24 protein-coding genes and 1 pseudogene are annotated in these 20,205 nt (G+C 66.0%); 10 read left to right on the top strand and 15 right to left on the bottom strand.

Annotation, left to right across the window (positions count from 1 at the left end; all coding sequences use genetic code 11):
• From Q0S71_RS02795 to Q0S71_RS02770, 6 genes and pseudogenes are all read right to left on the bottom strand, one after another.
• Positions 1-303, bottom strand: a pseudogene (locus tag Q0S71_RS02795) (metal-dependent hydrolase); the annotation flags it as partial.
• A gap of 157 nt (positions 304-460) precedes the next feature.
• On the bottom strand, positions 461-622 hold the full coding sequence (gene cydX, locus Q0S71_RS02790; protein ID WP_295990996.1) for a cytochrome bd-I oxidase subunit CydX: 162 nt from the start codon (positions 620-622) through the stop codon (positions 461-463).
• Positions 623-649: 27 nt separating this feature from the next.
• A complete protein-coding gene (cydB, locus tag Q0S71_RS02785; RefSeq protein ID WP_295990993.1) occupies positions 650-1,792 on the bottom strand; it encodes a cytochrome d ubiquinol oxidase subunit II in 1,143 nt (380 codons plus the stop codon).
• Between the two features lie 9 nt (positions 1,793-1,801).
• Positions 1,802-3,382 carry a cytochrome ubiquinol oxidase subunit I gene (locus Q0S71_RS02780; RefSeq protein WP_295990991.1) on the bottom strand — a complete coding sequence of 527 codons (1,581 nt, stop codon included), beginning with the start codon at positions 3,380-3,382 and terminating at the stop codon, positions 1,802-1,804.
• Positions 3,379-3,711, bottom strand: coding sequence for a cytochrome oxidase putative small subunit CydP (gene cydP, locus Q0S71_RS02775; protein WP_295990989.1), 333 nt, complete (start codon positions 3,709-3,711; stop codon positions 3,379-3,381). The genes Q0S71_RS02780 and cydP overlap by 4 nt, the downstream gene beginning before the upstream one ends.
• Entirely contained in the window at positions 3,708-4,421 is a 714-nt protein-coding gene (locus Q0S71_RS02770; protein ID WP_295990987.1) for a GbsR/MarR family transcriptional regulator, read from the bottom strand. Before Q0S71_RS02770 ends, cydP begins: the two co-directional genes overlap by 4 nt.
• A gap of 176 nt (positions 4,422-4,597) precedes the next feature.
• On the opposite strand from Q0S71_RS02770, the gene modA reads away from it, so the two are divergent.
• Genes modA through Q0S71_RS02755 form a run of 3 tightly spaced genes read left to right on the top strand, consistent with a single transcriptional unit; the run spans position 4,598 to position 6,743 of the window.
• The gene (gene modA / locus Q0S71_RS02765; protein WP_295990985.1) at positions 4,598-5,356 is read left to right on the top strand and encodes a molybdate ABC transporter substrate-binding protein; all 759 of its coding nucleotides are present in this window, start codon (positions 4,598-4,600) and stop codon (positions 5,354-5,356) included.
• Positions 5,353-6,039: a molybdate ABC transporter permease subunit gene (modB, locus tag Q0S71_RS02760; RefSeq protein WP_295990983.1), complete on the top strand. Its 687-nt coding sequence runs from the start codon at positions 5,353-5,355 to the stop codon at positions 6,037-6,039. The genes modA and modB overlap by 4 nt, the downstream gene beginning before the upstream one ends.
• Positions 6,040-6,041: 2 nt before the next feature.
• Entirely contained in the window at positions 6,042-6,743 is a 702-nt protein-coding gene (locus Q0S71_RS02755; protein ID WP_295990981.1) for an ATP-binding cassette domain-containing protein, read from the top strand.
• 34 nt (positions 6,744-6,777) lie between these two features.
• Here the strand turns inward: Q0S71_RS02755 and Q0S71_RS02750 are convergent, their stop codons facing one another.
• On the bottom strand, positions 6,778-7,392 hold the full coding sequence (locus tag Q0S71_RS02750) for a sigma-70 family RNA polymerase sigma factor (RefSeq protein ID WP_295990980.1): 615 nt from the start codon (positions 7,390-7,392) through the stop codon (positions 6,778-6,780).
• Between the two features lie 177 nt (positions 7,393-7,569).
• On the opposite strand from Q0S71_RS02750, the gene Q0S71_RS02745 reads away from it, so the two are divergent.
• The gene (locus Q0S71_RS02745) at positions 7,570-7,767 is read left to right on the top strand and encodes a hypothetical protein (RefSeq protein WP_295990979.1); all 198 of its coding nucleotides are present in this window, start codon (positions 7,570-7,572) and stop codon (positions 7,765-7,767) included.
• 59 nt (positions 7,768-7,826) lie between these two features.
• On the opposite strand, the gene Q0S71_RS02740 is transcribed toward Q0S71_RS02745, so the two are convergent.
• Both Q0S71_RS02740 and Q0S71_RS02735 read right to left on the bottom strand, forming a co-directional pair.
• A complete protein-coding gene (locus Q0S71_RS02740) occupies positions 7,827-8,519 on the bottom strand; it encodes a GNAT family N-acetyltransferase (protein ID WP_295990978.1) in 693 nt (230 codons plus the stop codon).
• Positions 8,520-8,647: 128 nt separating this feature from the next.
• Positions 8,648-9,202, bottom strand: a complete 555-nt coding sequence (locus Q0S71_RS02735) for a TetR/AcrR family transcriptional regulator (RefSeq protein WP_295990977.1) — start codon at positions 9,200-9,202, stop codon at positions 8,648-8,650.
• 169 nt (positions 9,203-9,371) lie between these two features.
• Here Q0S71_RS02735 and Q0S71_RS02730 point away from each other — a divergent pair, with 169 nt between their 5' ends.
• Positions 9,372-10,184 (top strand): SDR family oxidoreductase, encoded by an 813-nt coding sequence (locus Q0S71_RS02730; protein WP_295990976.1) that lies wholly within the window; start codon positions 9,372-9,374, stop codon positions 10,182-10,184.
• A 146-nt stretch (positions 10,185-10,330) separates the two neighbouring features.
• Here the strand turns inward: Q0S71_RS02730 and Q0S71_RS02725 are convergent, their stop codons facing one another.
• The 3 genes from Q0S71_RS02725 to Q0S71_RS02715 all read right to left on the bottom strand — a co-directional run bounded on the left by Q0S71_RS02725 (position 10,331) and on the right by Q0S71_RS02715 (position 12,643).
• Complete coding sequence (locus Q0S71_RS02725; RefSeq protein WP_295990975.1) at positions 10,331-10,765, bottom strand: KGG domain-containing protein; 435 nt, start codon at positions 10,763-10,765, stop codon at positions 10,331-10,333.
• A gap of 139 nt (positions 10,766-10,904) precedes the next feature.
• Complete coding sequence (locus Q0S71_RS02720; protein ID WP_295990974.1) at positions 10,905-11,408, bottom strand: phasin family protein; 504 nt, start codon at positions 11,406-11,408, stop codon at positions 10,905-10,907.
• Between the two features lie 203 nt (positions 11,409-11,611).
• Positions 11,612-12,643, bottom strand: a complete 1,032-nt coding sequence (locus Q0S71_RS02715; RefSeq protein ID WP_295990973.1) for an NADP-dependent oxidoreductase — start codon at positions 12,641-12,643, stop codon at positions 11,612-11,614.
• Between the two features lie 196 nt (positions 12,644-12,839).
• Between Q0S71_RS02715 and purU the strand changes: the two genes are divergently transcribed.
• From purU to Q0S71_RS02700, 3 genes are all read left to right on the top strand, one after another.
• Positions 12,840-13,709: a formyltetrahydrofolate deformylase gene (purU, locus tag Q0S71_RS02710; protein ID WP_295990970.1), complete on the top strand. Its 870-nt coding sequence runs from the start codon at positions 12,840-12,842 to the stop codon at positions 13,707-13,709.
• Between the two features lie 33 nt (positions 13,710-13,742).
• Positions 13,743-14,291 carry a YaeQ family protein gene (locus Q0S71_RS02705; protein WP_295990967.1) on the top strand — a complete coding sequence of 183 codons (549 nt, stop codon included), beginning with the start codon at positions 13,743-13,745 and terminating at the stop codon, positions 14,289-14,291.
• 135 nt (positions 14,292-14,426) lie between these two features.
• On the top strand, positions 14,427-14,879 hold the full coding sequence (locus Q0S71_RS02700; RefSeq protein ID WP_295990964.1) for a copper chaperone PCu(A)C: 453 nt from the start codon (positions 14,427-14,429) through the stop codon (positions 14,877-14,879).
• A 23-nt stretch (positions 14,880-14,902) separates the two neighbouring features.
• Here Q0S71_RS02700 and Q0S71_RS02695 read toward each other — a convergent pair whose 3' ends face one another.
• Positions 14,903-15,709, bottom strand: coding sequence for a head GIN domain-containing protein (locus tag Q0S71_RS02695; RefSeq protein WP_295990962.1), 807 nt, complete (start codon positions 15,707-15,709; stop codon positions 14,903-14,905).
• Between the two features lie 328 nt (positions 15,710-16,037).
• Here Q0S71_RS02695 and Q0S71_RS02690 point away from each other — a divergent pair, with 328 nt between their 5' ends.
• Both Q0S71_RS02690 and Q0S71_RS02685 read left to right on the top strand, forming a co-directional pair.
• Positions 16,038-16,688, top strand: coding sequence for an SAM-dependent methyltransferase (locus Q0S71_RS02690; protein WP_295990959.1), 651 nt, complete (start codon positions 16,038-16,040; stop codon positions 16,686-16,688).
• A gap of 127 nt (positions 16,689-16,815) precedes the next feature.
• Entirely contained in the window at positions 16,816-17,940 is a 1,125-nt protein-coding gene (locus Q0S71_RS02685) for an ATPase, T2SS/T4P/T4SS family (protein WP_295990955.1), read from the top strand.
• 77 nt (positions 17,941-18,017) lie between these two features.
• Here Q0S71_RS02685 and Q0S71_RS02680 read toward each other — a convergent pair whose 3' ends face one another.
• Together Q0S71_RS02680 and Q0S71_RS02675 are read right to left on the bottom strand one after the other, a co-directional pair.
• On the bottom strand, positions 18,018-19,298 hold the full coding sequence (locus Q0S71_RS02680; protein ID WP_295990952.1) for a cytochrome c: 1,281 nt from the start codon (positions 19,296-19,298) through the stop codon (positions 18,018-18,020).
• Positions 19,299-19,303: 5 nt separating this feature from the next.
• Complete coding sequence (locus Q0S71_RS02675; protein WP_295990998.1) at positions 19,304-19,951, bottom strand: c-type cytochrome; 648 nt, start codon at positions 19,949-19,951, stop codon at positions 19,304-19,306.
• Positions 19,952-20,205 lie beyond the last annotated feature (254 nt).

Genomic DNA, 20,205 nt, shown 5'->3' with positions numbered 1-20,205 from the left:
GATCTCGTGTTTGGCCTTGAGCTTGCCGCCCTGGACGCGCGAGATCGAGGTGTGCAAGCCCAGCGCGTGGTTGATGACGTGGATCTTGCTGTCGTACTCGACCTTGTTGATCGGCTCGGCGTTGCGCAGATATTCGGTCTTCAGCTCCTGCACGTACTGGTACAGCGCCTTGTCGGTGCGCAGCTCGTGCGACTTGGGGTAGCGTTTGAGCAGCACCTCGCCCAGCTTGTTTTGCGCCAGCAGTTGCTGGACTTGCTCTTGGGTCTGTTCGGAATAAGCGCTGAGATACTTCAGGGGAGACATGGCGGCTGCGGAAAGAAGGGCATCGTCACGGAGCGGACGGCGCGGGCCGCGAATATAGCACATCCGCCTGGACGCTGAGCAAAGCGGCGCGGTCGGATGCCGAGTATCGCTACTCCCGCATGCTCGCCGCGCCGCTCGTCGAAGGCGGCGCCTGGGTTCACGCGCGCGGCCGCTTCGGCTTGCTGGCGTCTTCAAAACTGGCGCGCGTGACTTCCTCGTCGCGCTGGCCGAAGGCGTAGTTCGATTCCAGCCACAGCACGTTGATGATGGCCGCCGCCAGCGCCAGGCCTATGCCCAGTATCCAGGTGAAATACCACATTGTGTTCTCCTTGAAATAGATCGGTAATCAATAAGCCGTGTGTTCGTTGTCGCGGATGTCTTCCAGTGTGACCTTGCCGCGCACCACGCGATAGACCCAGCCGGTGTAGAGCATCACGATAGGCAGCATAATCAACACCACCCAGAACATCACGGCCAGGCTTTTATGGCTGGCCACGGCGTCCCACGCCGTCAGGCTGCTCGCCGGCGCCAGCGACGACGGCATCACGAAGGGGAACATCGAGGCGCCCGCCGTCAGGATGATGGCGGCCACCGTCAGGCCGCTGGCGAGGAAGGCCGGCAGCGTCCAGCGCCGCGCGCTGCAAAGTATCACCAGCAGCGCGCCGCCGAAGGCGATGATCGGCAGGGCGCGCAGCAGCGGCCAGCGGCCGTAGTTGTCCAGCCAGGCGCCGCTGGCGCGCACCACCGTTTTCGCCACCGGCATGAAGGCGCTGTTCGTGTCCGGCATGGCGGTGATGCGGAAACCGTCGATGCCGTTGGCGATCCACACGCCGGCGGCGGCGAAGACGACGATCACCAGTACCGCCGCCACCATCGCCGTGAGACGGGCGCGGCGGGCGATGTCGCCCACGGTTTTCTGGTGCAGGAAGGTGGCGCCGTGCATGGCCAGCATCGCCACGCTGAGCACGCCCGACAGCAGGCCGAAGGGATTGAGCAGGCCGAAGAAATTGCCGGTGTATTCCATGCGCATGGTGTCGTCGTAGTGGAAGGGCACGCCCTGCAGCAGGTTGCCGAAGGCGACGCCGAAGATCAGCGGCGGCACGAAGCCGCCGGCGAACAGGCCCCAGTCCCAGGCGCCGCGCCAGCGCGGGTCGGCGATCTTGCCGCGGTAGTCGAAGCCGACGGGGCGGAAGAACAGCGCGAACAGCGTCAGCATCAGCGCGATGTAAAAGCCGGAAAAGGCGGCCGCGTAGACCAGCGGCCAGGCCGCGAACAAACAGCCGCCGGCGGCGACGAACCAGGTCTGGTTGCCTTCCCACGTGGGCCCGATGGTGTTGATGATGACGCGCCGTTCGCCGTCGTTCTTGCCGAGGAAGGGCAGCGCCATGCCGACGCCGAAGTCGAAGCCGTCGGTCAGCGCGAAGCCGATCAGCAGCACGCCGACGAAGCACCACCAGATCACTTTATAGGTTTCATAGTCGAATAGCATGATGGCTCCTTAAATGGTGGCCGTGGCGGCCGTGGCGGCGGTTTGTTCCCAGTGGTATTTGCCGGTGTGCAGGCTGCTCGGCCCCTTGCGCGCGAACTTGACCATCAGCGTCATTTCTATCACCAGCAGGAAGGTGTAGAAGCCGAGGAAGCCGGCCAGGCTGAAGTAGAGGCTGCCGACCGGCACCATCGACGCCGACAAATGCGTGGGCAAGATGCCGGCGATGGTCCACGGCTGGCGTCCATATTCGGCCACCACCCAGCCCAGCTCGGCCGCCACCCAGGGCAGCGGAATGGCGATCACGGCCAGCTTGAGCAGCCAGCGCTGCGCGGCCAGGCGCTTGCGGATCAGGAAGAAGAACGAGCAGCTGAAGATGAACAGGAACAGCAGGCCCAGTCCGACCATGATGCGGAAGGACCAGAATATCGGCGCCACGTGCGGCACGGTGTCGTTGACGGCCAGCTTGATTTGCGCCTCGGTGGCGTCGACGACCTTGGGCGCGTATTTCTTCAGCAGCAGGCCGTAGCCGAGATCGTCCTTGAGGCCGTCGAAGGCGGCGCGCGCCTCGGGCGACTTGTCGCCGGATTTCAGCCGCGTCAGCGCGGCGTAGGCTTTCATGCCGTTGCGGATGCGGACTTCGTTGCCTTGCTTGAGTTCCTTGATGCCGGTGACCGGCTTGTCGACCGAGCGCGTGGCGATCAGGCCCAGCACGTAGGGGATTTTCACCGCGTAGTCGGTGTGCTCGGTCTGGTCGTTGGGCCAGCCGACGACGGTGATGGGCGCCGGCGCCGGCTGGGTTTCCCATTCGGCTTCGATGGCGGCCAGCTTGGTTTTGTTGACTTCGCCGGCCGTGTAGCCGGACTCGTCGCCGAGCACGATCACCGACAGCGTCGACGCCAGCCCGAAACCGGCGGCGATGGCGAAGGAGCGCAGCGCGAAGGGAATGTCGCGCGCCTTGAGCAGGTAAAAGGAGGAGATGCCGAGCACGAACATCGACGCCGTCACGTAGCCGGCCGCGGCCGTGTGCACGAATTTCACCTGCGCCACCGGGTTGAAGATGATGTCGACGATGCTGGTCAGTTCCATGCGCATGGTTTCGTAGTTGAACTCGGCGCCCACGGGATGGTTCATCCAGCCGTTGGCGATCAAGATCCACAGCGCCGACAGGCTGGAACCGAAGGCGACGAGAAAAGTCACGCCCAGGTGCTGAACTTTCGACAGCTTTGCCCATCCAAAGAAGAACAGGCCGACGAAGGTCGATTCGAGGAAGAAGGCCATCAAGCCTTCGATGGCCAGCGGGGTGCCGAAGATGTCGCCCACGTAGTGCGAGTAATAGGCCCAGTTGGTGCCGAACTGGAATTCCAGCGTGATGCCGGTGGCCACGCCCATGGCGAAGTTAATGCCGAACAGCTTGCCCCAGAACCTGGTCATGTCGCGGTAAATCTCTTTGCCGGTCATGACGTAGACCGATTCCATGATGACCAGTATCCAGGACAGGCCCAGCGTGAGCGGCACGAACAGGAAGTGGTAGAGGGCCGTGGCGGCGAATTGCAGCCGCGATAAATTGACGACGTCGTCGAGGGGATTCATCGTTCACCTTTGGAAGGGGTAGGAGGAGGGGGGCTTGGTAAGGATGCGGGTGGGGGTGCAAATTCGGGCGCGGGCGCGGGTGCTGCGGCGCGGGCGCGGGGTGTCGGTGCGGGTGCGGTCGGCGTGATGGTCGCGGCGGTCGCGGGGCGCGCGCCGGTCTCGGAACCGAGCAGGTGCTGCGCCACCAGCGCCGCCGGCATGTGCATGTGGACCGCTTGCGGCTGCGCGAAAAACGCCGTCCACAGCCCGTATAAAAGCAGCGCCTTGAGCAGCAGCGCCGCAGTGATGGCCGCCGCCAGCGTGGTGCCATGCAGGCGGCGGTGGATCATGATGGGTCCTGGTCCGCGTTCAGGTCGCTCAGGTCGCTCAGCCCGCTCATATCGCTCAGGTCGCTGAGGTCGCTGAGGTCGTCAAGTTCGCCGAGGTCGCCCAGGCCGGCGAGGTCGGCGGCCTTGACGGCGGGCGTGGTGCCGGCGCCGCTGCGGCCCAGTCCCAGCTTGCTGCGCACGGTACCGCCGACGTCGAGCAGCTTGCCGACGGTGGCGCCCATCTTCATCAGCGAGGCCAGCGTTTCCGGCGACAGGCGCTGCACGTCGTCGAACCAGCTGCTCGACAGTTCGATCAAGTCATACATTTCGCGCATGCGCCGCTGGGCCACGCGGTCGACCTCGTTGTCCGGCGTTTCCAGCAGCGCGTCGCGCAGCATCGACAGCGTGGGCTCGATTTCGCGGCGGCGGCGTTCTTCCAGCAGGGCCTTGAAAATGTCCCAGATGTCTTTCGGCGGCTCAAAATATTCGCGCCGGTCGCCCGGCTGGTGCAGCAGTTTCACCAGGCGCCAGGCTTGCAGTTCCTTCAAGCCCATCGAGACGTTGGAGCGCGAAAAACCCAGGTGGCCGGCGATGTCGTCGGCGTTGAGCGGCTTGGCCAGCACGTACAGCAGGGCGTAAATCTGCCCGACGGTCCGGTTGATGCCCCAGCGGCTGCCCATTTCTCCGAAGTGCGAGATGAATTTCTGGGCCAGGGGAGTGAGATTGGTCATATTGTAAGTTCTGAATTTTCAGTAATGACTGAAATTATAGAAGCTTATCCGCCGTTTGCCTATCGGATACACAAAATATTGCTGCCGCGGCGGCCGGCGCGGCAAGCGCTATATAATCCGGTATATTGCGCTTTGAGCCACTACCCGCTTGCCGACCCCCACCGATAAGGATCACCATGACCGCCGCCACCCCGTCCAAACTGATCTTCGGCCTGCTGCTCGGCGCCTGCGCCGCCGGTGCCGGCGCCACCGACATCACGGTCTCGGCCGCGGCCAGCCTGACCAACGCCTTCAAGGATATCGCCCTGGCCTACGAAAAGGACCACGCCGGCGACAAGGTGCTGCTCAACTTCGCCGCCTCCGACGCGCTGGTGGCGCAGATCGCCAAGGGCGCGCCGGTCGACGTGTTCGCCTCGGCCGACCAGGAGGCGATGGACAAGGCCGACAGCCTCAAGCTCTTGCAGGCCGGCACGCGCACCAACTTCGTCAGCAACAGTGTGGTGTTGATCGTGCCGGCCGACAGCGCGCTGGGCCTGACGCGGCTGGCCGACGTGCAAAAGGCCGGCGTCAAGCGCATCACGCTGGGCAATCCGGCCAGCGTGCCGATCGGCCGCTACGCCAGGCAGACGCTGGAACAGGCCAAACTGTGGGCGGCCGTCGAGCCGAAGGCGATCTACGGCACGTCGGTGCGCCAGAGCCTGGACTACGTGGCGCGCGGCGAAGTCGACGCCGGCTTCGTCTACGCCACCGATGCCGCGATCCAGAAGGACAAGGTGAAGGTGGTCGTGACGGTGCCGACGGAAACGCCGGTGCTGTACCCCATCGCCGTCATCGGCGCCGGCCCGCAGCATGAGGCCGGCCGCCAGTTCCTCGCCTACGTGATGACGCCGGCCGCGCAAGCCATCCTCGCCCGGTACGGTTTCGGCCGCCCGTGACTGCGCTGTGGTCCGAGCCGGCCTGGGTGGCGCTGGCGCTGTCGCTGAAAGTGGCGTGCTGGGCCACGGCCATCGACGTGGCGCTCGGCATCGCGCTCGGCTACCTGCTGGCGCGCGGCCGCTTCCCCGGCCGCGAACTGCTGGACGCGCTGCTGACGCTGCCGATGGTGATGCCGCCGACCGTACTCGGCTACTACCTGCTGGTGATCCTGGGCCGCAACGGCGCGCTGGGCGGCTGGCTGCAACGCGGCTTCGGCATCAACCTGATTTTCACGTGGCAGGCGGCGGTGATCGCGGCGGCCGTGGTGTCGCTGCCGCTGGTGCTCAAATCGGCGCGCAGCGCGTTTGAAACGGTGGACCTGCAATTCGAGCAGGCCGCCCGCGTGCTCGGCATCGCGCCCTTCGGCGTGTTCCTGCGCGTGACCTTGCCGCTGGCCTGGCGCGGCGTGCTGGCCGGCGCCCTGCTGGCGTTCGCGCGCGCCATGGGCGAATTCGGCGCCACGCTGATGGTCGCCGGCAGCATCCCCGGCAAGACGCAGACGCTGTCGATCGCCGTCTACGAGGCGGTGCAGGCGGGCCAGGACGACAGCGCCAACCTGCTCGTCGTCATCACCTCGCTGACCTGCGTCGCGGTGCTGATCGCCGCCAACAAGCTCACGCCCAACCGCCGCCAACAACCATGACCATGCTGATCGAAGTTGACATCGCCAAGACGCTGCGCTCCGCCGCCCGCAGCTTCGAGTTGCGCGCGCGGTTCGCGTCGGCCAGCGAGCGCATCGTCATCTACGGCGCGTCCGGCGCCGGCAAGAGCCAGCTGCTCAAAGCCGTCGCCGGCCTGATGACGCCCGACAGCGGCCGCATCGTGCTGGCCGGCGAGCCGCTGTTCGACAGCGCGCGGCGCCTCAACGTCACGCCGCAGCGGCGCCGCGTGGCCTATCTGTTCCAGGATTACGCGCTGTTCCCGCATTTGAACGTGCGCCAGAATATCGGCTTCGGGCTGCGGCGCGGCTGGTTCAATCCGGCCGCCGGCGTCGACCACGAAGCGATACGCTACTGGCTGCACGCCTTCGAGCTCGATGCGGTGGCGCTGCAATTGCCGCACCAGCTGTCGGGCGGCCAGCGCCAGCGGGTGGCGCTGGCGCGGGCGCTGGTCGCCGATCCGCGAGCGCTGCTGCTCGACGAGCCGTTCGCCGCGCTCGATCCCGCGCTGCGCGCGCGCATGCGCGGCGAACTCGATGCCTTGCAGCGCCGCCTGCGCATCCCGATGATCATCATCACCCACGATCCCGACGACGTGAGCGCCTTCGGCGACCATGTGCTGCGTATGGACGCCGGCGGCATCGCGGCCGCCGCCGACGTCGAGCTGGTGGCCGATGGTAAAAACTGAGTGGACATCGAGCGGCGCCGGGGCGGGGCGGCCGCTAGCATGCCGGCGCCGCCGACTGCCATGGCGTCAGCAGCGGGTGGTGGACCAGGCCGCCGCAGGCGCGCCGTATCACGGTCTTGACGGTGGCCACCGGCATCGCCGTCTGCCGCGAGATTTCGTCGTAGCTGAGGTCGGAATAATAGTGCAGCACCAGCAGCTCGCGCTTGTGTCGGGGCAGGCTGCCGACGGCGGCGAGCAGCGCCGACGCGCACTGGCGCTGATCGCAATCGCGCTCCGGGCCGGCCCGGTCGTCGACCTGGTGGTCGGCGTCCACGCCATCGGCCTCGACCCGGCTGCGCGAGGCCAGCGCGCGCAGGTGGTCGAGCGCGCGGCTGCGGCACAGCATCATCATCCACGTCATGATGCCGCTGCGACTAGCGTCATAGGAGGCGGCGTTGAGCCACACATACATGAACACATCTTGCACCACTTCCTCAGCCGCCTCGTGCGACCGGGTCACTTGCATGGCCATCGCATGCATCCGTGGGCGGGCCGCCGCATGGAGCTGATAGAGCGCGGGCCGGTGGCCGTGGGCGATCTGGACCAGGTAGGCCATCCATAGGATTTCGCGGGATGCCCGCTGCCGCTGGTCGGGGTCGATGTGTGCCACGGAGCCTCCTTGATCGAGGACTTATTATCATCAGTATAAGAAGATTCCGGCGCGCCATTGAAGCGGAAAAACGGGTGGCCGTCTTGTGTAATCCAGCGCACGGAAGCGCGGCGCGGCGTGGTGTAGGGTGTGCTGATCGCGCCGCGTCTGCGGCGTGCGCCACCACAGGAGAACGACATGAGCCAGCAAATCCAGAACCCGAACGCGCCCGCACCGAAGGCCGATCCCTTCAAGCAGAGCGGCATCAACAAGCAGCACGAAGAAATCGAAGATCTTGAGGACAGCAGCAAGCCGACCAAACTGGATACGGTATCCGACGATTTGGAGGATGTCGTCATCGCCGGAAAAACCGGCGGCCGGCAGGGAACGATATAAACTAAATAAATAGTTTATATGGAAGGGCGGCGGCCGCTTGCGGTGCGCCGCTTTTTTGTTTACGCGGTCCGCGAGATGACCCGCACCACCGATTCCCGGTAGTCCCTGAAGCCCATGCGCAGATAGAGGTGGTGCGCCATTTCGTTGGCGCGCATGACGTGCAGGAATGAAGTCTCGCCGCGCAGCGCCTGGCGCCGGATCAGCTTTTGCGCCAGCGCGCGGGCGTGGCCACGGCCCTGGAAATCGGGATGGGTGCAGATGCCGCTGACTTCGCGCAGGCCGGCCGCGCTCAGGCGCTCGCCGGCCATGGCCACCAGGCGCCCGCCGTCGAAGTAGCCGAAATACTCGCCCAGCTCGATGGTACGGATGCCGAACGGACCGGGACGCGTCAGTGTCGCCAGTTCCAGCGCCTGCGCCGCGTGCTGCGGGCCGAGCGCGACCGCGTCGGGCGCCGCGTCGTCCGCCGGCGCCGGGCCGTCCCACACCATGCGGAACATGGTGGTCTCGGCGTCGACGCGCCAGCCCGGCGGCGCGGCGCCGGACCAGCTGTCGCAATAGAGCTGTTCGCCGAGGTCGCAATGCGGCGCCAGCGCGGCGAAATCCGGCTGGCCCGGATCGGCGAAGGCGACGATGGGCGAGAAGCCGCGCGCGTAGCGGCGGGCCTGCGCGCCGCCGGCGCTGTGGCGGGCATGGTCGCCGGACAGGGCGTGCCAGAACGGGTTGTCGAGCAGGGGATACTGTCCTTGAGTCATGGCGTCGGCGGTGGGATGGATGAGGGGACAGCATACCATTGCGTCCGGCAAGCTGTGGCTGGTCCGCCTTGGCGCCTGGGCTAGCCGCATCGGCGGAGCGCCAAGGCGGGGCGCCACCATCGGCGTCCTTACTTGAACTGGCTGCGCACGTCGGCGAGGATTTCTTCCGACAGTTCCGGATCGTCGACGGCGCGCGCCAGCACCATCGCGCCGACCATCGCCGCCATCATGCGGATCGCGTCGCGCCGCGCGTTGCGCTTGGCCGACCATGGATAGTAGGCGGCCAGGCTGCGGATCGTGGCCCGCACGTGGGCCGTGAAGCCGGCCCGCACCGCCGGCACGCGACTAGCCTCGGAGCCCAGCGCCGACATCAGGCAGCCATGGCCGGGGTCGTCGCGGTGCCAGTCGCTCAGATATCCCTGCACATAATCGACCATCGCCTGCGGCGAGGATTCGGCCTCGCGCATTCCGGCCATCGACATGTCCGACGCGTGGGCCAGGCTTTCGGCCATCAATGCTTCCTTCGACGCGAAGTGGTTGTAGAAGGGGCCGTGCGTGAGGCCGGTGGCCTTCATGATTTCGCTGACGCTGACGCCGCCGAATCCGCGTTCGCGGAACAGGCGCGACGCTTCATCAAGGATGCGCTGGTGCTTTTCGGCGGTTTCGGCGGCGGGGTATCGCATGGTGGACTTTCGTGTTGCGTGACAGGGAATAAAAAACGCGCTTGACTTCAAACATTATATACATCATGCTTGGCACATCAAAGCATGACAGGCATCATGCTTGAAATTGCAAGCAGGATACAAATCATGATTGCCCCACACTCACCACCTTTAAACAACGGGAAACGATATGAGCACTCACAACCACAATCCGGCGGCAGGTACCGCCGTCGTCACCGGCGCTTCGGCCGGTCTTGGCAAAATCTATGCGGACCGTCTGGCCAAGCGCGGCTACGATCTGATCCTGGTGGCGCGCCGTGGCGACCGCCTCGACAGCGTCGCCGCCGCCTTGCGCGCGGCCCACGGCGTCAAGGTCAGCACCATTGTGGCCGATCTGGGCGCGGCGGCCGATCTCGACCGCGTTGCCGCCGCGCTCGCCGCCGACAGCAGCGTCACCTTGCTGGTCAATAACGCGGGCACGTCGACGCTGGCGCCGGTGGTCCAGACCAGCCAGGTTCAGCTCGACGGCATGAACCGCGTCAACGCCGACGCGCTGGCCCGTCTGAGCCACGCGGTGCTGCCGGGCTTCGTCGCCCGCGACCATGGCACGCTGATTAATATCGGTTCGGTGCTCGGTTCGTTTGCGATTCCGGGCAGCAGTATTTACAGCGGCACCAAGGCCTATGTCCAGCTGTTCAGCCTGGGTTTGCAAGCCGAACTGGCCGCGACCAAGGTGAAAGTCCAACTGGTGTTGCCGGCCGCGACCGCGACCGATATCTGGGAAATTTCCGGCGTGCCGCTGTCGGCGCTGGATCAAGCGACCATCATGACGCCCGAACATTGCGTCGATGCGGCGCTGGCCGGCCTGGACATGGGCGAAGCCATCACGCTGCCATCGGTCGAAGACAGCGGTTTGCTGGCAGCGTTTGAAACGGCGCGCGCGGCCCTGTTCGCCGGCGCGCAAAGCGGCACGCCGGCCTCGCGCTACCAGATCAAGGGCTGACAGCGTCAAGGGCTGACAGCGCCAGCCGTGGTCGCACGCGGCCGAGCAGGGCAGGGCAGCGCAGGCCAGCGCAGGCCAGCGCAGGGCGGCCTGCCTGGTCCGTGGCGGCCGCCAGCCGTCCGGCGCCGCTGCCGGCCGGGCTGCGGCTAGTCTTCCTCCTCCGGCCCGGCATGTCCCTGACGCGCGCCGCCCCCGGCCTGTTGTTCAGCCCCGCTGTTGCCGGCGCCGCCGTTGCGGACGGTCGACGGATTCTTGCCGTTTTCGCGGTTGGCCGACTGGCGGCTCTCGCCGCCCTTGCGGCCGATTTCGGCCATGTGTTCACGGTCGCGGCTGACGACCTCGCCACCTTTTTGTCCGGCCCGGCGCGCCTCTTCGGAATCGAATTCGTGGGCCGTGCCTTTTTGATGCGCGGCCTGGCCGCCTTTGCTGGCGATTTCCCGCTGCTGCGCTTCATTCATCGCGGCGAAACCGCGTTTGGCCGGCGCCTTCTGCGCGCCGGAACTGCCGGAACCGGCGGCGCTGCTGGAACCGGTGGACTTGCTGCCTTTGCCTTGATCGCTACCTTGGTTACTGCTGGCCATGGTGATCTCCTGAAAAAAAAGTGGACAGAGTGTCCGCCGAAAGCGTCCGAATCCATTCGGCGGCTCTGTGTGGTTAGAGAGGCATGGTTGGTAAAAGTTCCAGATTTTTCGCCACGATCTGCGCCACGTGCTATCCCGCTCAATGTGGCAGGCTGCCGGCCTGCTCGTCCCCGGCGCGGGCGCGGCCGTTGCTGCCATGGTCGCCGTCCGCTCCTATGCGCTCCATCATTTCTTTGTGCCGCATACCGGCCTTGACGGCTTCCTCGTTGGCGTTGCGTATCAATTCCTCGGCCAGCGCGGTGGCCGAGCGGTTGACGGCGGGCAGATGGGTTTCGGCGGTCTGCGCCAGGTGGGCGTGGGCGTGGGCGTAGACGTCGGCCACGCCCTGCTGGTAGGCGCGCAGCGCCGTGCCCGATAGCCAGCCGCGTTCGGCGACCGTGGCGCCCAGCGTGGCGGCGTCCCTGGCGGCCAGCAGGCGCTGGGTGTGCTCGGCCCATTCGCCCATCAGGTCGCGGGCCAGTTGCAGATGGAGTTCGCCGATGCGCTGGGCCGAGTCCAGCATGCGGCGCGACAGGTCGGTGTAATACGTCAGCAAGACGTTGCAGTGCGATGCGATGGCGGGTGTGAACACTTTTGTATACATGATGCGGCCTCGATAAAAAATCGTCTGGGTGATCCGGTTGGTCGGAGATAAACAAAGGCCGTCGCTGCGGGCGGCAAAGTGGTAGACGCTGATCGCAGGCGCAAGTTCCGCGCGGGTTGAAAATTTTTGGGGGAATGGTGCGGGGTAGGGGCGGCGCGCGGCCCGGCAGGCTGCGCGCCGTGTTGCAGGCTAAGGACGCGGCGTCAGGCCGGCGCCACTTGCAGCAGCAGCTTGCCGAAGTTCTTGCCTTCGAATAGCATGTTCAACGCTTGCGGGAAATTTTCCAGTCCCTGCACGATGTCTTCCTTGCTCTTGATCTTGCCTTCCTTCAGCCACTGGCCGAGCGCGGCCATGCCGACGTGGTAGCGGTCGGCGTAATCGAACACGACGATGCCTTCCATGCGCGCGCGGTTCACCAGCAGCGACAGGTAATTGGCCGGCCCCTTGACCGGCGTGGTGTTGTTGTACTGCGAGATGGCGCCGCAGATGACGATGCGCGCCTTCAGGTTGATGCGGGTGAGGACGGTGTCGAGGATGTCGCCGCCGACGTTGTCGAAATACACGTCCACGCCTTGCGGGCAATGTTCCTTCAAGCCGTCGCGTACCGAGCCGCCCTTGTAGTCGATGCAGGCGTCGAAGCCGAGTTCCTTGACGACGAAATCGCATTTCTCCTTGCCGCCGGCGATGCCGACGACGCGGCAGCCGAGCTGCCTGGCGACCTGGCCGACGGTCTGGCCGACGGCGCCGGCCGCGCCCGAGACGAGCACGGTTTCACCGGCTTTCGGCTGGCCCGATTCGAGCAGGCCGAAGTAAGCCGTCATGCCCGGCATGCCGAGCGTGTTCAGGTAGGTGGTCAGCGGCGCCAGCGCCGGGTCGACCTTGAGGAAGGAGGGGCCGGTTTCGGCGACGGGGCCGATCCAGTAGCGCTGCACGCCGGTGGTGCCGAACACGTGCTCGCCGACCGCGAAGCGCGGCGACTTCGACGCGATCACCACGCCGACGCCGCCGGCGCGCATGACCTCGCCGATCGCCACCGGCCGGATGTAGGACTTGGCGTCATTCATCCAGCCACGCATGGCCGGGTCCATCGACAGGTACAGCACCTTGACGAGGATCTCGCCGTCGGCCAGTTCGCGCACCGGCTCCGCCACCTGCTGCCAGTCGCTGTCCTTGACCATGCCGACCGGACGCGCGGCCAGGCGGAATTGCAGGTTCTCCAAAACATTCGTTGTCATTTTTATTCCTCCAGAAAGGGTTTGTGCCTCACTATACCGGACAATTGCACGGTCGTGCTATTTCCGCGGGGCGCGCTCGTGGCGCCTGGGCGCGGCGTTTATTTAGTATCGAATCGCTATCAAGTTTGCCTGGCTTTGTCGTGCCGATGGCGCGGCGTGCGACAATACCCGCCTTGTCGAATCGCCGCGAGCCTTCATGACCCATCCCGAATACATCTTGACCCTCTCTTGCCTGGACCAGCGCGGAATCGTTCATCGCGTGTCGGGATTCCTGGCCGACCACGGTTGCAACATCATCGATTCGGCGCAGTTCGGCGACGGCGCATCGAAGCTGTTCTTCATGCGCGTCCACTTCGCGCTGGAAGACGGCGGCATCGGCGACGCGCTGCTGCGGGCCGATTTCGCCGCGCTGGCCGCGACCATGGCGCTCAACTGGGAACTGCGCGACGCCCGCGCCAAGCCGCGCGTGATGCTGATGGTGTCGAAGATCGGCCACTGCCTGAACGACCTGCTGTTCCGTTACAAGAGCGGCTTGCTGCCGGTCGAGATCCCGGCCATCGTGTCGAACCACATGGATTTTTACCAGCTGGCGGCCAGCTACAACATCCCCTTCCACCACTTGCCGCTGGCAGCCGGCGCGCCGCCCGAGGCGAAGCGGGCGCAGGAGGCGAAAGTGATTGAGCTGATGCAGACGCACCAGATCGACCTGGTGGTGCTGGCGCGCTATATGCAAATCCTGTCGCCGGAACTGTGCGCGGCGCTCAAGGGCAAGGCGATTAATATCCACCATTCCTTCTTGCCCAGCTTCAAGGGCGCCAAGCCGTACGCGCAGGCGCACCACCGGGGCGTCAAGCTGATCGGCGCCACCGCCCATTTCGTCACCGGCGACCTGGACGAAGGCCCCATCATCGAGCAGGACGTCGAGCGCGTCGACCACGCCATGGATGCCGAGACGCTGTCGGCCATCGGCCGCGACGTCGAGTGCGTGGTGCTGGCGCGTGCCGTCAAATGGTTTGTCGAACACCGCATTTTGCAGAACGGCGACAAGACCGTCGTCTTCAAATAATTTATACCGTTTATATAGTTTATAGAGATTCAAATGGCACTCAAAGCAACGATATACAAAGCCGATTTACAGATCGCCGACATGGACCGCCATTTCTACGAGACGCAGTCGCTGACGCTGGCGCGGCATCCGTCCGAGACCGACGAGCGCATGATGGTGCGCCTGCTGGCCTTCGCCATCCACGCCAGCGAGGCGCTGACCTTCACCAAGGGCCTGTTCGACGTCGAGGAGCCCGATATCTGGGAAAAGGATTTGACCGGCGCGATCCAGTTGTGGGTGGAAGTCGGCCAGCCGGACGAGAAGGTGATTTTGAAAGCCTGCGGCCGTTCCGAGCATGTGGTCGTTTACAGCTACAGCGCCACCAGTTACATCTGGTGGAAGGCGCTGGCCAACAAGGTCGAGCGCTGCAAGAACCTGACCGTTATTAATTTGCCGTCCGACGCCACCGAGCAGCTGGCCAAGATGGCGCAGCGCTCGATGCAGCTGCAATGCACGATACAGGACGGCCAGATCTGGCTGACCGACGGCACCGATACCATCGAAATCGCCCGCGAAACCATCAAGGGCGAGCGCGCGTTTTGATGGTCTGACCCACGGTCTTGACCCTGGGTCTTGACCCCGGCGTTGCGGCGTGTCCATCCCGCTCCGATACGCTCGGCGCGCCGCTGCTATAATCGTTCGCCTTTGCGCCGGCGGCGCGATCACTCTGGAATCACGATGAAAAAGCTATGGGCCGTGTCGTTGTTGTCGCTGTCGTTCGCCTCGGGCGCGCTGGCGCAGGTGAGCGTCAAGGATGCGTGGATACGCGCCACCGTGCCGGCCGCCAAGGCCGGCGGCGCTTTCATGCGGCTGCAATCGGCGCAGGATGCGCGGCTGGTCGCGGTGCGTTCGCCGGTGGCCGGCGTGGTCGAAATCCATCAGATGGAAATGGCCGGCGAGACCATGAAGATGCATGCCGTGGCCGGCCTCGATCTGCCGGCCGGCAAGCCGGTCGACCTGGCGTCCGGCGGCTACCACGTGATGCTGCTCGATTTGAAGCATCAGTTGAAGGAGGGCGAAACGGTGCCGCTGACGCTGGTGATCGAGCAAAAAAACAAAAAGACCGACACCATGTTGATCCAGGTGCCGGTCAAGGCGCTCACTTATACGGCGCCGGCGCCGGCCCGCTGAGCCGACGCGGCCCCCGCATCGCATCACATCGGCGCGCCGCCCAGGTGCTTGACGGCGCCTGAACCCATCACCGTTTTGCTCACCTGCGGATTGCCGTAGTAGCCGATATCGCCCGAGCCGGCGACGCTGACGTTGAGCGTCTGCTGCGCCGACACCGTGGCCTGGCCGGAGCCGCCGATGCTGATCCTGACGTCGCGCGCGGCCAGCTGGCCGGCCTGAACCTTGCCCGAACCGCCGATCGACACTTGCAGCCGCTCGACGTGGCCGCTGACCTTGAAGTTGCCGCTGCCGCCGAGCGAGATAGCCACTTCCTCGCCCTGGACCTCGCGCGCGTCGATGGAGCCGGAGCCGCCGATGTCGAACACCAGCTTTTCGCCGTGCAGGCGCGCGGCGTCGACCGAGCCGGCGCCGCCGACGGCGATGCGCTCGACCGTCCTGGCCTGGACCACGATCTTCATCGTGTGCGTGTTGAACTGCTGGTTTTTTTTCTGCGGGCGGATGCGCAGCGTGCCGTTTTCGACCGTCGCCTCGATCAGCGGCTGGATATTGTCGTCGGTTTCGATGGTGATGCTCTCGCTGTCGCCGAGGCGCACTTCGACGTTGCCGCTGACGCTGGTGGCCAGCGCCGTGAAGTGGCCCAGCTCGCGCGATTGTTTGGTGATGTGGCCGTTGCCTTCGACCGATTCGAAGCCGGACCAGCTGGCCGCCTGGGCGGTGCCGACCGGTGCGGTGCAGGCCAGCAGGGCCAGGCCGAGGATGGCGCCGCGCAACAGGGCGCCGCGTCGGAAGGCGGGCGGCAGGGGACGGGTGGCGGTGGGCGTGCGGGTCATGGGGTTCTCCAGTGGGCCGCTGGCGTTGCCATCGCGGCGATATAAGGGTGACAAGGATGGGAAGGCTGGGGTGCTCATGCGCTGCATCTTACGGCAGGCGCGCCGATGCCGCCGCCGCGCTGCGATGGACGGTGTCCGGCGCGGTCTGGAATGCATAATCGGCGGCCTGGAACGGCGCGCCCGGGCTGCGGTCTGACTCTCATCGGGCCATCGTCGGCGCCGCCATTGGACTGCCATCGGAGCAGTCATCGGTTATCATGCGGGATTGCGCCGCATCGCGGCACTGCCGACCGGCCCGGCGCCGACCGGGCGATCTTATTGGAATAGCATGTTAATCATCACCATCAAACAGGGCAAGGAAAAGAGCTTGCTGGCCGGCGAACCGTGGATATACGCGTCCGCCATCGACAAGGTCGACGGCAAGCCGCAGGAAAAAATGAAGCCCGGCTCGACCGCCATCGTGCAGACCTCGTCGCGCCAGTTCATCGGCCGCGCCGCCTACAATTCGAAGTCGCAGATCCGCGCCCGCATGTGGAGTTTCAAGGAAGACGAGCCGATCGACCACGCGCTGATGAAGCGCCGCGTCAAGGCCGCGCTCGAGCAGCGCGCCGTCGCCTGGAAGCAGGCCGGCCCGACCCAGTTGCTGGCGCTCATCAAGGGCGAGGAACATGGCTTGCCCGGCCTGCTGGTCGACCTGTACGGCGGCGTCCAGGGTTATCTGATCTGCCGCTTCGAGGCCGGCGGCGTCGACGCGTGGAAAGTGCCCATCGTGCAGGCGCTGATCGCCGAGACCGGTTGCAAGAACGTCTACGAGCGCTGCGACGACCTGATCCGCAAGGGCGAGGGCTTGCCGGTGATGCCGGGCGCGCTGGCCGGCGACGAGCCGCCCGAGCGCGTCGTCGTCAGCGACGGCCGCCAGCGCTACGAGATGGATTTGTGCACCGGCTTCGAATATCCGAAGACGCGCCAGCCCGTTTAAGCGCCGCCATTGTTGCATCCAGCGCCACGGCGATGCCATCGGCGCAATTTTTCTCTGAGCTTCCGGGCCGCTGGTCTTATAATTCTTCCGAGCAATCAGCTACAACGCCCCGGAGATCAGAGCAAAGATGGAAAATCACTTGTCGTCGCAAATACGCACGCTGTCCTACGTCGAAAATGAAGACCACCCGGTGTTCGGCACCCTGGTCGAACAAATCCTGCACCTGCTGAACTCCAAGCTGATCTTCAGCGACATCCTGATCCACCAGAACAGCCCGCTGATGCTGCGCCAGCCGAAAGGCCTGGTCGCCGTCACCGATTCGCCGATCACCCGCGAGGAGCTGGAAGAATTCTTCGAGGTCGTAGAGCCGAACTGGGCCGAACGGATCCAGGACCGCGCCTTCGACCGCTCGATCGACCTGCACACGGCGCGCATCCGCGCCAACTGCTTCACCTTCCAGGGCAAGCGGCGGCTCGGCTGCGTGATCCGGCGCTTCCCGAAGGAACCGCTGGCGCTGGCCGCGCTGGGACTGCGCCAGAGCGAGCAAGACTTCGCCAAGCTGACCAGCGGCCTGGTGCTCATCATCGGCGACACCTGCCAGGGCAAGTCGACGACGATCGCGTCCATGCTCGACGAAATCAACAAGCGCCGCTCCGGCCACATCATCACGATTGAAGACCCGGTCGAGACCCTGATCCCTCAGCGCAAATGCATCATCACGCAGCGCGAAGTGGGCCACGACGGCGACGTCGAAAGTTTTTACCTCGGCGCCCTCGACGCGCTGCGCGAGCGGCCGGACGTGATCGTCATCGGCGAAATCCGCGACGCCCAGACGGCGCAGGAAGCGCTGGCGCTGGCCGAGTCCGGGCCGCTGGTGCTGGCCTCGCTGCACGCGCGGTCGACCGAGCTGGGCTTGCAGAAGATGGTGCGGCTGCTGGGCAACACGGAGCCGCAGTCGCAGGCGCTGGCGCACGCGCTGCGCGGCGTGCTGTGCCAGGCGCTGCTGCCGTCGGTGCAGGGCGAGCGCTACCACCTCGCCACCGAATGCCTGACGCCCAGTCCCGAGGTGACGCAGATGATCGCCACCGGCAATGTGTCGGCGATCCGGGGCTGGATGACGGGCAAGGAGGCCGAGGGCTGCCATACCATGAACGCCTCGCTGCGCGTGCTGCTGGCGGCGGGCAAGGTCAGCGTGGAAGACGCGCGCAACGCCACCACCGACCGCCTCGGCTTCGCGGAGCAGGGGCTGTAAGGTTGCCGGGGCGCGGTGTCCGGGGCGCCCGATTTCGGCGACCGCCACCGCCACTCCCCACGGCGCCGCGCCTTCAATCAATCAAGCGGCACGCTGCGGTATTTGTTGACGTCGACGCCGGACACCGGCGGCGCGTTGTTGCTCCACGTCCCGCGCAGGTAGGACACCACCTGCGCCACTTCCACATCGCTGAGCACGTGTCCGAACGGCGGCATGCCGTAGGGGCGCGGATTGCCGGCCGTGCCCGGCGCGAAGCCGCCGTTGAGCACGATGCGCACCGGGTTGACCGCCTCGGCCATCGTCAGCGCGCGATTGCCGTCGAGCGGCGGATAGCCGGGCGCCTTGCCTTCGCCGTGCGCGCCGTGGCAGTCGATGCAATGATCCTGATACAGCTTGGCGCCGGCCGCCAAAAAGGCCTGGGCCCCGGCCGATTTGTCGCGCTCGTAATCGCTGTGCGACGGCGTCGCCGGCAGCGCCCGCAGATAGCTGGCCATGGCCGCGACGTCGGCGTCGTCCAGATGTTGCAGGCTGCGCTGCACCACCTCGGCCATCGGCCCGAACACGGTGGCGCGCGGCGACACGCCGGTCTTGAGCAGCGCCGTCACGTGCTGCGGCAGCCAGTCGCCGAGGCCGGCCTCGCCATCGGAGGTCAGCGACGGCGCGTACCAGCCGAGGATGGGGATCAGGCCGCCGGACAGGGTGCCGTTGCTGGCGCCCAGGGTGTTGCGCGTCGCGTGGCAGGCGCTGCAATGGCCCAGGCCCTCGACCAGATAGGCGCCGCGGTTCCACGCCACCGATTGTCCGCCCTGCGCGTGGAACACGGCCGGCCGGAAGTACAGCGCGCGCCACGCGGCCAGCATGATTTGCTGGTTGTAGGGGAAGCGCAGCTGGTGCGGCTGGCTAACTTGATGTACCGCCGGCAGCGACTGGAAGTAGGCGTACAGCGCGTCCGCGTCGTCGCGCGTGACGCGGGTGTAGTTGGCGTAGGGGAAGGCCGGGTAGAGCAGGCGGCCGTCGCGGGCCTTGCCGTTGTGCAGCGCGTGCCAGAAATCGTCGGCGCTCCAGGCGCCGATGCCGGTCTCGCGGTCGGAGGTGATGTTGGGCGAGAGCACGCTGCCGAACGGCGTTTGCAGCGCGCGGCCGCCGGCGTAGGCGGCGCCGCCGCGCGTGGTGTGGCAGGCCATGCAGTCGCCGGCCTGGGCCAGGTAGGCGCCGCGCGCGATTTTCGCGGCCGGCGTCAGCGCGGCGGTGGCGCCGGGCGCGGGGCCGGCGTCGTCCGGCGGATACAGCATCAGCGCGGCGGCGGCGACCGTGACGAGGACGGCGGCGCCGAGCAGGTAGGGGAGGACTTTTTTCATGGCGCTCATCCTCCGTGTGCGGCGGGGACGCTGCCGCATTGCAGCGGCAACGGCATGGCGATGCTGGCGGCGGGGCGCGCCGCGTTGTCGGCCGCCTGGGTGCCCAGCCAGCCGGTGACGGCGGCCACGTCGGTGTCGGACAGGCGGGCGGCAATGACGGCCATGCAGTCGGGCGCGTTGGCGCGGCGCGCCTTGTTTTTCCAGGCGCCGAACTGGGCGTTGATGTAGTCGGACGGCAGGCCGAGCAGGCTGGGGATGGCGGGCGCGACGCCGGTCAGCTGGGCGCCGTGGCAGGCCACGCAGGCCGGGATTTTTTTATCGATGTCGCCGTGCTGGACCAGCGCCTGGCCGCGCGCCAGCGCCGCCTGCGTCGTGTTGCCGGGCGGCGGCAGCGGCGGGTAGGGCGGGTGCTGGTCGGAAAAGTATTCGGCGATTTCGTGCAGGTAGGCGTCGGGCAGGTGGTCGACCATATAGGTCATCATCGGATACTGGCGCCGGCCTTCGCGGAAGTTGAGCAGCTGGTTGTAGAGGTAGCCGGCCGGCTTGCCGGCGATGCGGGGGAAGTAGGCGTCCTGCTTTTCCTTGACGGCGTGGCAGGCGATGCAGGCGGCCACGCGCTGTTCCAGCGTGTCGGGCGCGGTGTCGGCCGCCATGCTCGGGGCGGGCCAGGCGGCGCAGCCCAGGGCCAGCGCGATGCGCAGCGCAGCAGTCGGGGAAATGGGCATGGGGATACCGTTTATATTGTTGATGCGATTTTTTGGGAAACCCGTTGGATGCTCGGCAGTATTGGCGTTGCGACAAGGATATACCTGGGCGGGAAATAAAGACAGGGGGAGATGGGGTGGGGGCGTAAACGTGAGGGGCACTGTTACGTAAAACGGGGTCAGACCACAGTTTCGAATGAATC

Source organism: Rugamonas sp., assembly GCF_025354735.1.
In the GTDB taxonomy this organism is placed as follows: domain Bacteria; phylum Pseudomonadota; class Gammaproteobacteria; order Burkholderiales; family Burkholderiaceae_D; genus Rugamonas.
Note: the sequence above shows the minus strand (reverse complement) of the source record. Positions and strands in the feature narration are given on the sequence as shown.

Excerpts from the sequence above, each read along its gene's own strand:
- Q0S71_RS02730 (WP_295990976.1), top strand. The coding sequence starts at position 9,372 with ATGAGCACTCACAACCACAATCCGGCGGCAGGTACCGCCGTCGTCACC.
- Q0S71_RS02740 (WP_295990978.1), bottom strand. The coding sequence starts at position 8,519 with ATGACTCAAGGACAGTATCCCCTGCTCGACAACCCGTTCTGGCACGCC.
- cydB (WP_295990993.1), bottom strand. The coding sequence starts at position 1,792 with ATGCTATTCGACTATGAAACCTATAAAGTGATCTGGTGGTGCTTCGTC.
- cydX (WP_295990996.1), bottom strand. The coding sequence starts at position 622 with ATGTGGTATTTCACCTGGATACTGGGCATAGGCCTGGCGCTGGCGGCG.
- modA (WP_295990985.1), top strand. The coding sequence starts at position 4,598 with ATGACCGCCGCCACCCCGTCCAAACTGATCTTCGGCCTGCTGCTCGGC.
- Q0S71_RS02745 (WP_295990979.1), top strand. The coding sequence starts at position 7,570 with ATGAGCCAGCAAATCCAGAACCCGAACGCGCCCGCACCGAAGGCCGAT.
- Q0S71_RS02735 (WP_295990977.1), bottom strand. The coding sequence starts at position 9,202 with ATGCGATACCCCGCCGCCGAAACCGCCGAAAAGCACCAGCGCATCCTT.
- Q0S71_RS02675 (WP_295990998.1), bottom strand. The coding sequence starts at position 19,951 with ATGGCGGCCGACACCGCGCCCGACACGCTGGAACAGCGCGTGGCCGCC.
- Q0S71_RS02695 (WP_295990962.1), bottom strand. The coding sequence starts at position 15,709 with ATGACCCGCACGCCCACCGCCACCCGTCCCCTGCCGCCCGCCTTCCGA.
- Q0S71_RS02755 (WP_295990981.1), top strand. The coding sequence starts at position 6,042 with ATGCTGATCGAAGTTGACATCGCCAAGACGCTGCGCTCCGCCGCCCGC.
- Q0S71_RS02725 (WP_295990975.1), bottom strand. The coding sequence starts at position 10,765 with ATGGCCAGCAGTAACCAAGGTAGCGATCAAGGCAAAGGCAGCAAGTCC.
- Q0S71_RS02770 (WP_295990987.1), bottom strand. The coding sequence starts at position 4,421 with ATGACCAATCTCACTCCCCTGGCCCAGAAATTCATCTCGCACTTCGGA.
- Q0S71_RS02700 (WP_295990964.1), top strand. The coding sequence starts at position 14,427 with ATGAAAAAGCTATGGGCCGTGTCGTTGTTGTCGCTGTCGTTCGCCTCG.
- Q0S71_RS02705 (WP_295990967.1), top strand. The coding sequence starts at position 13,743 with ATGGCACTCAAAGCAACGATATACAAAGCCGATTTACAGATCGCCGAC.
- Q0S71_RS02690 (WP_295990959.1), top strand. The coding sequence starts at position 16,038 with ATGTTAATCATCACCATCAAACAGGGCAAGGAAAAGAGCTTGCTGGCC.
- Q0S71_RS02720 (WP_295990974.1), bottom strand. The coding sequence starts at position 11,408 with ATGTATACAAAAGTGTTCACACCCGCCATCGCATCGCACTGCAACGTC.
- cydP (WP_295990989.1), bottom strand. The coding sequence starts at position 3,711 with ATGATCCACCGCCGCCTGCATGGCACCACGCTGGCGGCGGCCATCACT.
- purU (WP_295990970.1), top strand. The coding sequence starts at position 12,840 with ATGACCCATCCCGAATACATCTTGACCCTCTCTTGCCTGGACCAGCGC.
- Q0S71_RS02780 (WP_295990991.1), bottom strand. The coding sequence starts at position 3,382 with ATGAATCCCCTCGACGACGTCGTCAATTTATCGCGGCTGCAATTCGCC.
- Q0S71_RS02680 (WP_295990952.1), bottom strand. The coding sequence starts at position 19,298 with ATGAAAAAAGTCCTCCCCTACCTGCTCGGCGCCGCCGTCCTCGTCACG.
- Q0S71_RS02715 (WP_295990973.1), bottom strand. The coding sequence starts at position 12,643 with ATGACAACGAATGTTTTGGAGAACCTGCAATTCCGCCTGGCCGCGCGT.
- Q0S71_RS02685 (WP_295990955.1), top strand. The coding sequence starts at position 16,816 with ATGGAAAATCACTTGTCGTCGCAAATACGCACGCTGTCCTACGTCGAA.